The sequence below is a fragment of the Magnetospirillum sp. UT-4 genome, from assembly GCF_902729435.1.
Lineage (GTDB): Bacteria > Pseudomonadota > Alphaproteobacteria > Rhodospirillales > Magnetospirillaceae > Magnetospirillum.
Window position 1 is genome coordinate 1 of sequence record NZ_CACVCG010000090.1, and the last position, 14496, is coordinate 14496.

Below are 14496 nucleotides of genomic sequence, written 5' to 3' on the forward strand. Positions count from 1 at the left end.
GGGCTAGCTTCGCAGCGAACAGTGCGTCTGGCAATGGGGTTCCAGCCTTTTGAACACGGCCAATTTGTATTAACATTCTGAAAATCAAGAGGCGGAACGCCCTCCATCCGGGAAATTGCGGATTGCACGGGAGTAGAAACAATGAACAAAGCCATCTTCAGGGTATTGGTTGTGTTGGCGGTATAGGTGGGATCGGCTGGCGTCGCGGCTGCGGCCGATGCGCCGATGACCATCAAGGGGGCGACGACTGTCGACGCCGATGGAGTCGTCAAGCTGATCGAGGCCAACGCCAACCTTGTCATCCTGGATAATCGCAAGGAGGGCGACTACGCCGCCGGCCACATCGAGGGAGCCGTGCGCCTGATCGACACCGACATCACCGGTCCTGACGTTCTGGCCAAGCACATCGCGGCCAAGACCAACCCCGCTCTGTTCTACTGCAACGGGGTCAAGTGCGGCCGTGCCGCCGCTGCGGCGGGCAAGGCGATCGAATACGGCTACAGCAAGGTCTACTACTATGCACTCGGCATGGACGAGTGGAAGGCCAAGGGCCTGCCGCTGGTCGGCAAGTAGAGGCAGGCGGGGCTGACGGTATTCGGGCGGGGAGGCGGTAATGAACGCACGCAAGCGCAGGCGTACGCTGATGACCATTCTCATCGTTGCGGGGCTCGTGGTGGTGGCGGCCAGCATCGGTGTGGTAACGTTCGTCACCGGGCGTTACGAATCCCTGGTTTTCCTCTTCCAGGACCGTCAGTCCCAACTGCTTCTCGACAATCTGGCCGGCGACCTGATATGGCGGCGCCACGCCGCCATGGCCGCTGCGGCGGTGTCGGAGGTCGCCCAGGAAGGTGGGGTGCGCCAGGCGTTGAGCGCGCGCGAGCAGGTGTCCGAGACGATCGCCGATGCTGAACGGCGGGATGTCTTTTCCGAGGGGCGGGTGCATTTCATCGGCCTGACCATGGCGGCACCCGACTTGACGATCCTGGGCGAGAAGTGGGCGGGCGACCGCACACCGCTTCCCGACGATCTGATGGCGGCACTCAAGGCCCGTCAGGGACCGGACCGCCTGCGCATCCTGCATCATGTCTGGCTCGACAACGGGCAGGCGCGGCTCAGCGTAATCGCGCCCGTGGGCGGCCTGCGCCTGCTGGGATACGCCATTCTGCACGTCGATCCCCTGGTCGCCCTGGCCGATCTTGACACCCGCCTTGGAATGCAGGTGGCCATCGCCGACCTGGGGGGGGCTCGTCCGGCCAGGAAGCTCGCCAACTTCACCATTCCCGAAGGTGCAAGCACGCACGCGCTGTCCCTGACCCTGAAGGACAAGGACGGCCGTCCACTGGCCGCAATCCATGCGGTTCAGGACGTCGACCATCTGTCCGCTGAACTGAGATGGACCCGGGTGCTGTCCTACGTCCTCCTGCTGGCGGTCATGGCGGTGGTGGGAGGGGCGACCCTGACCGCGATCCATCTGCTCCTGCGGACGGTGGAGCAGCGCGAGGACGCGGTCAGTCTTGAACTGGAGCAGGCCCGGCAGGCCGAAGAGGGCGCCAGGGCCGAGCGGTTGCACCTTGAGGAGGAAGGTCGGATCGCGCGGAAGCGGGAAATGGCGGAACTGGCCGATCGCCTGGAAGCCCGGGTGCGGGCGACCATGGGCACCATTTCGCAGACGGTGGAGCAACTGCTGGGGGCTGCCGACCAGATGAGCGGCAACGCCGAAAGCACCATGGCTCAGACCGCATCGGTGACGTCCGCGACGGAAGAGGCGTCCAGCAACGTCGAAACAGCGTCGGCGGCCAGCACCGAGCTGAACGCCTCGATCCAGGAAATATCGAGACAGGTCAACGCCTCGGCCGACATCGCCCGCGAGGCTTTCGGCGAAGCCGAAGCCGCCAACGGCAAGATCCAGGGCCTGGCCACCGCCGCCCAGCGCATCGGCGAGGTCGTCAGCCTGATCAACTCCATCGCCAGCCAGACCAACCTGCTGGCGCTCAACGCCACCATCGAAGCGGCCAGGGCCGGTGATGCCGGCAAGGGATTCGCCGTGGTGGCCCACGAGGTCAAGAACCTCGCCGGCCAGACCGCCCGCGCCACCGAAGAGATTTCGACGCAGGTCAACGCGATCCAGGACGAGACCCGCCAGGCCGTATCCGTCATTCGTGCCATCACCGGCACGATCGGGCGGATCAACGAACTGTCCGTCGCGGTGGCCGGTGCGGTGGAGGAGCAGGGCGCCGCTACCGCCGAGATCGCCCGCAACGTCGAACATGCGGCGCATAGCGCTGGTGAGGTCGCCACGGCCATCGGCGGCGTCGCCCGCGTGGCGATGGAGACGAGCGAAACCGTCCGCGGTGTGATCGGTGCCGCCGGCCGCTTGCGGGAGGACAGCGGCAAGCTGGAAGCCGAGTTCCAGGACTTCCTGCGCGAACTGCGCGCCGGCTGATCGGGGCGAAGACATCATCGTCCAGATGCGGTGAGCGTGTTGCCCGCAGCCCGCTCCCAATGACCTTGCGTCGGGCGCGGGCTCGTCGCTTGTCGGCGGCCGCCGTCCTTGCCCGGTGCACGGCCTTTGTCGGCTGCACCCCCGTACGCCCCTCTCCCCCCTTTTCATCCCGCCTTCCCCTTCCGACATAGACAGTCGGGCAGTCGCACCTATGGCCTCGGTGCGGCTGGACCGGGGACCCGCTGGCGCATCATGATACGCCTCATGGGCGCAACAATGGTGATTAACCGAAAAGCGGTTAACCGTCATTATTGCGTTGCAATACAAGCGTTTTCGAATTTGATAAGTCTTGCAAAAAAGGGTAGGGCGGTTTACCTATCTTGGAAACCGTCCTCAAACGACCCCAGGGAGGAGTCATGGCGACCGCACCCAAGCGCAAGGGCAAGGCCACCGAGCCCGGCCGCGATCAGCTGGTCCGCTGGTACCGCGACATGCTGCTGATCCGCCGGTTCGAGGAGAAGGCCGGCCAGCTTTACGGCATGGGCCTGATCGGCGGCTTCTGCCACCTCTATATCGGCCAGGAGGCGGTGGTGGTCGGCATGCAGGCGGCGGCCGGGGCGACCGATTCGGTCATCACCTCGTACCGCGACCACGGCCAGATGCTGGCCTGCGGCATGGACGCCAAGGGCGTGATGGCCGAGCTCACGGGGCGCATCGGCGGCTATTCCAAGGGCAAGGGCGGCTCGATGCACATGTTCAGCCGCGACAAGCGCTTCTACGGCGGCCACGGCATCGTCGGCGCCCAGGTGCCCATCGGCACCGGGCTGGGCTTCGCCCACAAATATTCCAAGGACGGCGGCGTCTGTCACTGCTACCTGGGCGACGGCGCGCTCAACCAGGGCCAGGTGTACGAGAGCTTCAACATGGCGGCGCTGTGGAAGCTGCCCGTGGTCTACGTGATCGAGAACAACAAGTACGCCATGGGCACCTCGACCCAGCGCCACGCCGCCGGCACCGAGCTGTTCATGCGCGGCCAGGCCTACGGCATTCCCGGCGAGGCGGTGGACGGCATGAGCGTGCCGGCGGTGTTCGAGGCGGCATCGCGCGCCCTGGAGCACGCCCGCTCGGGCGACGGCCCCTACATCCTGGAGATGAAGACCTACCGCTACCGCGGCCACTCCATGTCCGACCCGGCCAAGTACCGGACCAAGGAGGAGGTCAGCAAGATGCGCGAGCAGCACGACCCCATCGACACCCTGAAGGCCAGGCTGCTGGACACCGGCGCCATCGACGAGGCCGGCCTCAAGGAGATCGACCGCGAGGTCAAGGCCATCGTCACCGAGGCCGCCGAATTCTCGCAATCCAGTCCCGAGCCGGATCCGTCCGAGCTGTGGACCGACGTTCTGATCGACGCCTGAGGGGGGAGGACGACATGGCAATCGAAGTGTTGATGCCGGCGCTGTCGCCGACCATGACCGAGGGCAAGCTGGCCCGCTGGCTGAAGGCCGAGGGCGACGCGGTCAAGTCCGGCGAGGTGCTGGCCGAGATCGAGACCGACAAGGCGACCATGGAGATGGAGGCGGTCGAGGAAGGCCGCCTCGGCAAGATCCTGGTCCAGGGCGGCACCGACGGGGTGGCGGTGAACACCCCCATCGCCATTCTGCTGGAGGAGGGCGAGGACAACTCGGCCCTGTCGAAGGTGATGGAGAACGCCGGTCCCGCCACCGTGCCGGTCAACCATGCCGAGCCCAAGGTGGCGGCGCCCATGGCCGCCGCCATCCACAAGCCGGCCGCCGACGAGAAGGTCTACGACAAGACCGTGCGCCAGACCGTGCGCGAGGCGCTGCGCGACGCCATGTCCGAGGAGATGCGCGCCGATCCGGCGGTGTTCCTGCTGGGCGAGGAGGTCGGCCAGTACCAGGGCGCCTACAAGATCAGCCAGGGCATGCTGGACGAGTTCGGCCCCGAGCGGGTGATCGACACCCCGATCACCGAGATGGGCTTCGCCGGCCTGGCGGTGGGCGCCGCCTTTTCCGGCCTGAAGCCCATCGTCGAGTTCATGACCATGAACTTCTCCATGCAGGCCATCGACCACGTCATCAACTCGGCGGCCAAGACCCTGTACATGTCGGGCGGTCAGCAGCCGTGTTCCATCGTCTTCCGCGGTCCCAACGGGGCGGCGGCGCGGGTGGGCGCCCAGCACAGCCAGGACTTCGCCTCGTGGTACGCCCATTGCCCGGGCCTCAAGGTGGTCGCCCCCTATTCGGCGGCCGACGCCAAGGGCCTGATGAAGGCGGCCATCCGCGATCCCAACCCGGTGGTGGTGCTTGAGAACGAGATCCTCTACGGCCAGACCTTCGACGTCCCCGACGACCCGGACTTCGTCGTCCCCATCGGCAAGGCCAAGATCGAGCGCGACGGCACCCACGTCACCATCGTCAGCTATTCGCGCATGGTCGGCGTGGCGCTGGAGGCGGCGACCCTGCTGGCCTCGGAAGGCATCGAGGCCGAGGTGGTCAATCTTCGCTCCATCCGCCCGCTCGACGTCGAGACCATCGCCGCCTCGGTGCGGAAGACCAACCGCGTGGTCAGCGTCGAGGAAGGCTGGGCCTTCGCCGGCATCGGCTCGGAAATCGCCGCGGTGATGATGGAGCATTGCTTCGACTGGCTGGATGCCCCGCCGGTGCGGGTGTGCGGCGCCGACGTGCCCATGCCCTATGCCGCCAACCTGGAGCGGATGTACCTGCCCACCGCGCAGACGGTGGCCGATGCCGTCCGCAAGGTCTGCTACGCCAAGTAAGGGGAGAGCGCCATGCCCATCGAGATCCTGATGCCCGCGCTCTCGCCGACCATGAGCGAAGGCACCCTGGCCCGCTGGCTGAAGAAGGAAGGCGACGCGGTCAAGTCCGGCGACGTCATCGCCGAGATCGAGACCGACAAGGCCACCATGGAATTCGAGGCGGTGGACGAGGGCACCATCGGCAAGATCCTGGTCCCCGGCGGCACCGCCGGCGTCAAGGTCAACCAGCCCATCGCCGTCCTGCTGGAAGAGGGCGAGAGCGCGGCAACCATTACCTCTCCTCGCCCCGCGCCAGCGGGGGGAGGTCGGGAGGGGGACATGGCGCCGCCTGCTCCCGTGCCTGCCGCCCATGCCCCCACCCCAACCCCGCCCCGCGAGAGGGCCGGCGACCGCCTGTTCGCCAGCCCGCTGGCCCGCCGCCTGGCCGCCCAGGCCGGGCTCGACCTCAAGCTGGTGACCGGTTCCGGCCCGCACGGGCGCATCGTCAAGGCCGACATCGAGGCGGCGGTGAAGGGCGGGGTCAAGGCGGCTCCGGTCGCCGCTCCGGTCGCCGCTCCGGCGCCCGCGCCGGTCGCCGCGCCGGTGGACAACCCGTTCGGCCCGGCCTACGAGGAGATCCCCAATTCCAACGTGCGCAAGGTCATCGCCCGGCGCCTGACCGAGGCCAAATCGACCATCCCGCATTTCTACCTGACCATCGATTGCCGCATCGACGAGCTGCTGCGCATCCGGTCCGAGCTGAACGGGCGGTCTGACAGCTATAAGCTCTCGGTCAACGACTTCGTGGTCCGCGCCGTCGCCCTGGCGCTGAGGAAGGTGCCGGCCGCCAACGCCTCGTGGGGCGAGGAGGCGATCCGCCGCTACACCGACGTGGACATCTCGGTGGCGGTGGCCACGCCCAACGGCCTCATCACCCCCATCGTGCGCAAGGCCGACGGCAAGGGTCTGGGCGCCATTTCCAGCGAGATGAAGGAGCTGGCGGCCAAGGCCCGCGACGGCAAGCTGAAGCCCGAGGAGTTCCAGGGCGGCGGCTTCACCGTCTCCAACCTGGGTATGTACGGCATCCGCGAATTCGCCGCCATCATCAACCCGCCCCAGGGCTGCATCCTGGCGGTGGGGGCGGGCGAGCAGCGCCCGGTGGTGAAGGACGGCGCCCTGGCCGTCGCCACCGTCATGACCTGCACCCTGTCGGTGGACCACCGGGTGGTGGACGGCGCCGTCGGCGCCGAATTCCTGGCCGCCTTCAGGAAGCTGGTGGAAGACCCGCTGTCGATGCTGCTGTGACCCATTTCCTTCGTCATGGCCGGGCTTGACCCGGCCATCCACGCCTCGGCGCCATGGACCCCCGGGTCACGCCCGGGGGTGACGAAACGGAAAAATGCTGTTGGTTCTGAGAGGATAAGATGGACAAGGATGAGACCGCCCGCGCCCTGTCGGGCATCCGCACCGGTTTCGAGGGGCTGAAACAGGCGCTGCGCGACGGCCGCATGAACTCAGCCGCCGCCCGCCTGTTCGGCGCCGCCGCGGCCTGGGGCGAGGACCTGAAGGACATCTACCGCGCCGAGGGCAAGGCAGAGCTGGCGGCGCGCGACCCGCTCACCCGCTTCTTCGTCACCCGCCTGCGCGGCATGCCCGAGCCGGCCGACATCCTGGGGGCGCCGCCCGAGGCGGTGTTCCTGATGGCCTTCACCGCGTTCCCCTATCTCGACGCCCTGGTGGACGAGCTGTCCCTGGGCGAGCACCTGGGCTTCGACGAGGACGGGGCGTGGGTCATGAAGCGCCTGGTCGCCGAGATGGACGAGGGCGGCATGCTGAAGGCCGCCGCCGACGACAAGGGCGGCTGGCGCTTCGACCTGATGCCGGTCTACGCCGCCAAGGCCGCCGCGCTGGAGCAGTTCGTGGCCGAGGAGTTCCATGGCGATTTCGACGCCTTCCTGTGGCGCTACGTCGCCGACCACGACCTGGCCTTCGACCTCGACCAGGCGTGGCGGCCCATCGCCCGCGCCGCCTGATCCGTTGCCGACCATGAGCTTCGTGGAGAAAAGGGACATGCCCGAGAACAGCTTCGACCTGGTGGTCATCGGCGGCGGACCCGGCGGCTATGTGGCGGCCATCCGCGCCGCCCAGCTGGGCCTCAGGACCGCGGTGGTGGAACGCGAGCATCTCGGCGGCATCTGCCTCAACTGGGGCTGCATCCCGACCAAGGCGCTGCTGCGCTCGGCCGACGTCTACCGCACCATGCTGCACGCCGCGTCCTACGGCCTGTCGGCGGGCCAGCCGGGCTACGACCTCGCCGCCATCGTCAAGCGCTCGCGCGGGGTTTCGGCCCAGCTCAATGCCGGCGTCAAGGGCCTGCTGAAGAAGAACAAGGTCGCCGTGTTCGACGGCCACGGCAAGCTGGCAGGGAAAGGCAAGGTGGTGGTCGAGGGCAAGGACGGGGCGCAGCTCTCGGCCAAGCACATCATCCTCGCCACCGGCGCGCGGGCCCGGGTGCTGCCGGGGCTGGAGCCCGACGGCAAGTTCGTCTGGACCTACAGGGAGGCGCTGGTTCCCGACACAGTGCCGAAGCGGCTGCTGGTCATCGGCTCGGGCGCCATCGGCATCGAATTCGCCAGTTTCTTCAACGCGCTGGGGTCGGCCGTCACGGTGGTCGAGGTGATGGACCGGGTGCTTCCCGTCGAGGACGAGGAGATCAGCGCCCATGCCCAGAAGCAGTTCGAGAAGCAGGGCATGCGCATCCTCACCGGCGCCACCGTCAAGGGGCTGAAGAAATCGGCCACCGAGGTGGCGGTGCAGGTGGAGACCGGCGGCAAGATCGAGGACATCGTGGTCGATCGCGTCATCTCGGCGGTGGGCATCGTCGCCAATTCCGAGAATCTGGGCCTGGAAGGCACCAAGGTGGTGCTGGAGAAGGGCCACGTGGTGACCGATCAGTGGTGCGCCACCGGCGAGCCGGGAGTCTACGCCATCGGCGATTTGACGGCGCCGCCGTGGCTGGCGCACAAGGCCAGCCACGAAGGGGTGATCTGCGTCGAGAAGATCGCCGGCCTCAAGGACGTCCACCCGCTGGACATCCGCAAGATCCCCGGCTGCACCTACTGCCATCCCCAGGTGGCCAGCGTCGGCCTGACCGAGAAGAAGGCGGTGGAGAAGGGCTATCAGGTCAAGGTCGGCCGCTTCCCCTTCATCGGCAACGGCAAGGCCATCGCGCTGGGTGAGGCCGAGGGCCTGATCAAGACGGTGTTCGACGCCAAGACCGGCGAGCTGCTGGGCGCCCACATGATCGGCGCCGAGGTCACCGAGATGATCCAGGGCTACACCATCGCCAAGACCCTGGAGACCACCGAGGCCGAGCTGATGCACACCGTCTTCCCCCATCCGACCCTGTCGGAAATGATGCACGAATCGGTGCTGGCGGCCTGGGGGCGGGCGATCCATTTCTAGGGTTTTCACCACGCACACGTCTTCGTCATGGCCGGGCTTGACCCACTTCTGTCCGGTTTAATTTTCGGAACGCCTTTCGAAGCCCTTGGTGACGGCTGCGTCCAGGGTGACGCTGGCCGCAGTAGACATAATTTCCCTCGCCCGCCAGCGGGAGAGGGAGGGGCCCGTCGCGACAGCGACGGGAGGGAGAGGGCGCGCACCGCCAGGTGCGCTTCGCGACAGCGAAAGCGGCTGTCTCTCCAGGTCTTGGGCGCGTGGACACGCGCCGCCCTCACCCCGGCTCGCTGACGCTCGCCCCCTCTCCCGCAGGCGGGCGAGGGGGCCCTTAACAGCCGAAAATTAAACCGGACAGCCGTGGGGCGAGCCCGGCCATGACGAGTTAGGAGTGGTTCGGACTTGACGCATGGCGACCTACCTGGCCTTCGCCCGCGGATGGGCCTTGTCGTAGACGCCCTTCAGGCGGGCGGCATCGACCTTGGTGTAGCGCTGGGTGGTGGACAGCGAGGCGTGGCCCAGCAATTCCTGGATGGTGCGCAGATCGCCGCCGCCGGCCAGCAGGTGGGTGGCGAAGGAATGCCTGAGCGCGTGCGGGGTGGCGGTGTCGGGCAGGCNAGAATTAAACCGGACAGCCGTGGGCTTGACCCGGCCATCCACGGACCGGCGCCATGGACCCCCGGGTCAAGCCCGGGGGTGACGGTCCTGGAAGATGTCACGGTTTTCCTTGACCCGCCATCCGCCCTGGCCGATATCCAATCCATGACCGACGCTCCCGTCATCCGCCATCCCGAGAAGGCCCGCAAGCCCGACAATCCGTCGCCGCGCAAGCCCGACTGGATCCGGGTCAAGGCGCCCACCTCGGCCGAGGCCGCCGAGGTGCGGCGGCTGATGCGGGACAAGAACCTGCACACGGTGTGCGAGGAGGCGGCCTGCCCCAATATCGGCGAGTGCTGGAAGCACAAGCACGCCACCTTCATGATCCTGGGCGACACCTGCACCCGGGCCTGCGCCTTCTGCAACGTCAAGACCGGCAACCCCAAGGGCACGGTGGATCTGGCCGAGCCCGAGCACCTGGCCGACAGCGTGAACTCCATGGGCCTGCGGCACGTGGTCATCACCTCGGTCGACCGCGACGATCTGGCCGATGGCGGCGCCTTCCAGTTCGTCGCCTGCATCCAGCGCATCCGCGCCCTGGGAACCGGCTGCACAATTGAGGTGTTGACCCCCGATTTCCGCGACAAGGCGGGCGCGGTCGAGGCGGTGGCGGCGGCCCGGCCCGACGTCTTCAACCACAACCTCGAGACCGTGCCGCGGCTCTATCCCGCCATCCGCCCGGGGGCGCGCTATTTCGAATCGCTGCGCCTGCTGCAGAAGGCCAAGGAGCTGGAGCCCGAGATCTTCACCAAGTCCGGCATCATGGTCGGCCTGGGCGAGACGCGGGCGGAAGTGCTGCAGGTGATGGACGACATGCGCTCGGCCGGCATCGACTTCATCACCATCGGCCAGTACCTGCAGCCGACCCTGAAGCACGTGGCGGTGGATCGCTTCGTCACCCCCGACGAGTTCGCCGACTACGCCGCCATGGCCAAGGCCAAGGGCTTCCTGATGGTGGCGGCGACGCCGCTGACCCGCTCGTCGCACCACGCCGACCGCGATTTCGAGGAATTGCGGAAGGCCCGCGCCGCCCTGCGGGCGGCCGAGTGACATGCCCACCCACGCCGAACAGCGCCCGCTGCCCTTCACCCCAGACCAGCTGTTCGCGCTGGTCGCCGACGTCGAGAAATACCCGGACTTCCTGCCCTGGTGCGTCGCCGCCCGTATCCGCAAGCGCGACGGCGACGTCTTCTTCGCCGACCTGGTGATCGGCTTCAAGCTGGTGCGCGAGCGCTACACCTCGAAGGTGGTGCTGAACCGCGCCGCCATGCGCATCGACGTCACCTATACCGAGGGGCCGTTCCACCACCTCAACAACCACTGGGTCTTCACCCCCACCGCCGACGGCGGCACGGTGATCGACTTCTTCGTGGATTTCGAGTTCCGCTCCAAGCTGCTGCAGAAGCTGATCGGCGCCCTGTTCGGCGAGGCGGTGCGCCTGATGGTGGCGTCGTTCGAGAAGCGCGCCCGCGAACTCTACGGCCCGGACGGAAGGGCGGCGGTGGTCCTTTAGGAGCCGTCATCCCCGCGAAGGCGGGGATCCAGGAGGTGCACCGACAGCCTGTCCGTGACCCCTGGGTTCCCGCCTGCGCGGGAACGACGGATTTCCCCGCCACGCCACCGCCGCCAGCCCCACCGTCACCATCCACAGCGCCACGCTGCCCGAGGGCATGTTGGACAGCACCGATTGCTCGGTGACGCCCTTCAGCAGGGTGTAGAGCAGCAGGATGTCGCGCACCGGGCTGGGGGCGGCCAGGAACACCTTGAGCTGGGTGGCGAAGGCCGCCGCCAGCAGGCCCAGCCCGACCAGCCCGACATACAGCGCCGCCTGCAGATAGAGGTCGTGGGCATGGGTGATGCGCCAGCGGGTGAAGCCGCGGAACAGCTCGATGCCGGCGGCGTGGCCGTGGCCGAGCAGGGGTGATTCGCCGATGCGTCCCAGCACGTAGGGCCAGATCTCCAGCCGTCCCGACAGGCTGAGGATCTCGCTGGACGAGCCCGACCGCGACACCAGCTCCAGCAGGTCGCCGGGCAGCAGGGCGGCGAAGCCCGACAGGGATTCCGCCGCCAGCACCGCTCCGGTCAGCATCACCAGGGTGGGCAGCAGCAGCAGCCAGCCGCCGCGGCGGTAGGCGACGTACAGCGCCACCGCCGCCAGCATGGCCACCGGGGCGACCCGCGACTGGGTCAGCAGCACCGCCGCCGCCCCCGCCAGCGCCAGCACGACCAGCCCGATGCGGACCGAGGCGGCGCGCACCCGTCCGGCCAAAGCGAGCACGGCGAAAGTGAACAGCACGGCGATCTCGGCCATGGGGATGGGATGGTCGGTCAGGCCGCGCAGGCGGTCGGGATCGCCGGTGCTGCCCGGGCTGGACGGGGCGAGGCCATAGGCGAACGGCGCCATCGCCAGCGACGGCAGCACGATCAGGCCGCAGCCCAGGGCCACCGCCTGCAGCAGCCGGGTCTCGTCCAGCACCTCGGCGGCGGCCAGGCCGAACAGGAACAGCCAGCCGAAGGCCACCGCCGATTGCAGGGTGTAGAGGGGCGTCGGCGACCATGCCGCCGAGGCTCCCAGCAACCCGATGAAGGCCAGCGTCAGCACCGCCGGCGGCCGCTTCCACACGCCGTCGCCGGCTCCCAGCCGCAGCAGCCCGGCCAGCCCGCACCCCGCCCATACCGCCGCCTTCAGCAGCACCTGCCAGTCCACCGACTTGTCGGCCCAGGGCCGCGCCCGGAAGCTGGCATCGGTGACGAAGATCAGCAGCGCCAGGGCCAGCATCCAGGCCCAGGGGCGGCCGCGCAGCAGCCCGGCCAGCAGCGGCGCCGACCACATCAGCGCCACCGGCACCAGCGGCAGCGCCGCCCAGGCGGCACTTCCATCCGACGCTGCGGCGATCATCAGCGAGACCGCGAAGGCGGCGACGGCGACCAGGGCGGCGGCGATCACCGCCGGCCGGGGCGCGGGGGCTTGGGCATCCATGGCTTCTCCCGGAGCAACAGGCAGAGGGACCCTAGGCCAGAGGCGACGATCCCGGCGGTGATGCCGGCCATGGCGCCGCCCAGGCCCCAGGTGGGCACCAGGGCAAGGCTGAGACCGATGCCGACCGCCGCCGAGCCGACCCGGCCGAAGAACAGCAGGTCGGGCCGGCGCAGCAGCACCATGGCGGTCTCCAGCGGATAGACGAAGACCACCGCCACATGGACGGCGGCGAACCACAGCAGCACCGGGGTGGGGTCGCCGTAGCGGGCGCCGTAGACCAGCGGCACCAGGGTGTCGCCGAACGCCACCAGCACCACCAGGTAGGGCAGGGTCATGGCGGCCATGGCGGCGGTGGTGTGGGCCAGCGCCCGGGCCAGCCCGGCCGGGCCGCCGGCGGCCAGCGCACGGGCGGCGCGGGGCTTGTCGAAATTGTCGATGGCGGTGGCGGCGGTGGACAGCGGCTGGGTGAAGTTGCGCATGGCCTGGAACAGCGCCACCGGCGCCGGCCCGGCCAGGCTGCCCAGGATCAGCGGCGGCAGGTGGCCGTAGCCGTTATAGGCCAGGTTGCTGGCCACCGACCAGCCGATGAAATGGGCGAGCCGCCTGAGGAACGGGGCGAAGGCGGGCGTCCGCGCCGGTTCCGGCAGGGCGGGGGCGAGGATGACGCAGAGCAGGGCGGCGCCGGCGTTGGCGCAGGTCATGCCGGCCATTGCGGCGCCGATATGGCCGCTCGCCACCGCCCAGCCGACTCCGCCGACCATGCCGCCGCCATAGAGCGCCGCCGCCGCCACCGCGGCGCCGAAGCGCTCCTGCTGGATCAGCCAGCGGCGGCGGAACTCGTAGACGAAGGCGGGCGGCACGAACATCGCCGCCGTGAACAGGGCGGCCGACATCCATGCCGGCGCCCCCACCGCCGGCACGATCGCCGCGGCCAGGCCCAGCGCCGCCGCCGCCAGGATGGTGGTCAGCGCATTGAGCCGGCGCCAGGCCGGCGCCTCGGCGGCCAGCATTGCGGGGTCGGCGGTGTGGACGACGAACGGCACCACCACCGCCGAGCGGTGCAGGTTCAGCACGAAATGCAGGCTCAGCCAGGCGAAGGAGAAGGCGCCGAAGGTGCGGGGGTCGAAGTGGCGGGCCAGCAGCAGCAGGGCGACGAAGTTGGCGGCCGAGATGATGCCCTGCTCGAGCAGCGACAGGGTGCGCACGCGGTCCGCCGCCAGCCGCAGCAGCAGGCCGGAAGCGCGAAACCAGAATCCGCTTTTGCGGCGTGTCATGCCCTCGGCACCGGCGCCACCAGGAAGCGCAGCATGGTCGCCACCTTCCACCCCCGCACCCGCAGCATGGCGCGCGCCGCCCGGCGCCGCTGGGTCCAGCCGGACAGGGCCGGGGAGGCCAGGATCTGGCTCAGCTTGATCAGCGGCGGCGAGGCCATGGCGGCGGTGTAGATGGCCCAGCGCAGGCGGAACAGCGGCTGCTCCGCCATCAGGTTGCGCGAATGCCAGCAGGTGCGTTCGGCCTTCTTGCGCAGATCGGCCATGGTCCGCCGCGCCGGGTGGCGCACCTTGACCTCGGGACAGAAGACGATGCGGTAGCCCAGGCGGGTGGCGCGCCGGCCCCAGTCGAGGTCCTCGGGCAGGGTGCCGTCGCGGAACGGCCCCACCACCTGGAACACCCGCCGGCTGACCATGATGTTGGCGCCGGTGGCGAAGTGCTTGCGCTCGGCGTAGCGGCGCGCCTCGAAGCCGAACACCTTGTCGAACAGTTCGGCATCGGTGGGGGCGGCCTCGTCGGCGGCGAACACGTCGATGGCGCCGGCGACCACGTCGATGCCGGGCTCGGCCAGTCGCTTCACCCCGTTCAGCAGCCAGTCCGGGTGCGGCCGGCAGTCGGAATCGGTGAAGGCCAGGATGGTACCGGCGGTGTCGTCGACGCCGTGGTTGCGGGCACTGCCGCAGCCGCGGCGGTGCTCGGTCAGCACCCTGGCCCGGGCGGGTGCGAGCACCGATTGCTCCACCGGGCGGCTCGAGCCGTTGTCGACCACGGTGACCGAGAAGCGGTCGGCGGGATAGCTCTGCGCCGCCAGGTCGGCCAGGCACAGGGCCAGGCGATGATGGTCGTCCAGGTGGGGGACGACCACGTCGACGAAGGGTAGGTCCATGCTCAACTCCCGCACATGGT

Annotated in this window: 13 protein-coding genes and 1 pseudogene; 9 read left to right on the forward strand and 5 right to left on the reverse strand. The window is 68.8% G+C overall.

Features of this window, described 5'->3' with window-relative positions; translation table 11 throughout:
• On the reverse strand, positions 1-233 hold a 233-nt coding region (locus MTBUT4_RS19310; RefSeq protein ID WP_217424165.1), incomplete at its 3' end, for a hypothetical protein.
• Here MTBUT4_RS19310 and MTBUT4_RS12450 point away from each other — a divergent pair.
• From MTBUT4_RS12450 to lpdA, 7 genes are all read left to right on the forward strand, one after another.
• Complete coding sequence (locus tag MTBUT4_RS12450) at positions 226-573, forward strand: rhodanese-like domain-containing protein (RefSeq protein WP_217424166.1); 348 nt, start codon at positions 226-228, stop codon at positions 571-573. The two genes, MTBUT4_RS19310 and MTBUT4_RS12450, sit on opposite strands and share 8 nt — an antisense overlap.
• Before the next feature lie 40 nt (positions 574-613).
• Positions 614-2443 carry a methyl-accepting chemotaxis protein gene (locus MTBUT4_RS12455; protein WP_254434850.1) on the forward strand — a complete coding sequence of 610 codons (1830 nt, stop codon included), beginning with the start codon at positions 614-616 and terminating at the stop codon, positions 2441-2443.
• Between the two features lie 416 nt (positions 2444-2859).
• A complete protein-coding gene (pdhA, locus tag MTBUT4_RS12460; protein ID WP_173980015.1) occupies positions 2860-3861 on the forward strand; it encodes a pyruvate dehydrogenase (acetyl-transferring) E1 component subunit alpha in 1002 nt (333 codons plus the stop codon).
• A gap of 14 nt (positions 3862-3875) precedes the next feature.
• On the forward strand, positions 3876-5243 hold the full coding sequence (locus tag MTBUT4_RS12465) for a pyruvate dehydrogenase complex E1 component subunit beta (protein ID WP_173980016.1): 1368 nt from the start codon (positions 3876-3878) through the stop codon (positions 5241-5243).
• A 12-nt stretch (positions 5244-5255) separates the two neighbouring features.
• On the forward strand, positions 5256-6527 hold the full coding sequence (locus MTBUT4_RS12470) for a pyruvate dehydrogenase complex dihydrolipoamide acetyltransferase (protein WP_173980017.1): 1272 nt from the start codon (positions 5256-5258) through the stop codon (positions 6525-6527).
• A gap of 119 nt (positions 6528-6646) precedes the next feature.
• Positions 6647-7255 carry a hypothetical protein gene (locus MTBUT4_RS12475; RefSeq protein ID WP_173980018.1) on the forward strand — a complete coding sequence of 203 codons (609 nt, stop codon included), beginning with the start codon at positions 6647-6649 and terminating at the stop codon, positions 7253-7255.
• 37 nt (positions 7256-7292) lie between these two features.
• Entirely contained in the window at positions 7293-8687 is a 1395-nt protein-coding gene (gene lpdA, locus MTBUT4_RS12480; protein WP_173980019.1) for a dihydrolipoyl dehydrogenase, read from the forward strand.
• A gap of 411 nt (positions 8688-9098) precedes the next feature.
• On the opposite strand, the pseudogene MTBUT4_RS12485 reads toward lpdA, so the two are convergent.
• Positions 9099-9365 (reverse strand): annotated as a pseudogene (locus tag MTBUT4_RS12485) (tyrosine-type recombinase/integrase); the annotation flags it as partial.
• A gap of 78 nt (positions 9366-9443) precedes the next feature.
• Here MTBUT4_RS12485 and lipA point away from each other — a divergent pair.
• Together lipA and MTBUT4_RS12495 are read left to right on the forward strand one after the other, a co-directional pair.
• Complete coding sequence (gene lipA / locus MTBUT4_RS12490; protein WP_173980020.1) at positions 9444-10388, forward strand: lipoyl synthase; 945 nt, start codon at positions 9444-9446, stop codon at positions 10386-10388.
• Position 10389: 1 nt separating this feature from the next.
• Complete coding sequence (locus tag MTBUT4_RS12495; RefSeq protein ID WP_173980021.1) at positions 10390-10851, forward strand: type II toxin-antitoxin system RatA family toxin; 462 nt, start codon at positions 10390-10392, stop codon at positions 10849-10851.
• A gap of 6 nt (positions 10852-10857) precedes the next feature.
• On the opposite strand, the gene MTBUT4_RS12500 is transcribed toward MTBUT4_RS12495, so the two are convergent.
• From MTBUT4_RS12500 to MTBUT4_RS12510, 3 genes are read right to left on the reverse strand one after another with little or no spacing between them, the layout of a single operon-like run.
• Positions 10858-12318 carry an O-antigen ligase gene (locus MTBUT4_RS12500; protein ID WP_173980022.1) on the reverse strand — a complete coding sequence of 487 codons (1461 nt, stop codon included), beginning with the start codon at positions 12316-12318 and terminating at the stop codon, positions 10858-10860.
• Positions 12282-13592: an oligosaccharide flippase family protein gene (locus tag MTBUT4_RS12505; RefSeq protein WP_173980023.1), complete on the reverse strand. Its 1311-nt coding sequence runs from the start codon at positions 13590-13592 to the stop codon at positions 12282-12284. The genes MTBUT4_RS12500 and MTBUT4_RS12505 overlap by 37 nt, the downstream gene beginning before the upstream one ends.
• Entirely contained in the window at positions 13589-14476 is an 888-nt protein-coding gene (locus MTBUT4_RS12510) for a glycosyltransferase family 2 protein (RefSeq protein ID WP_173980024.1), read from the reverse strand. The genes MTBUT4_RS12505 and MTBUT4_RS12510 overlap by 4 nt, the downstream gene beginning before the upstream one ends.
• Between the last annotated feature and the right edge of the window lie 20 nt (positions 14477-14496).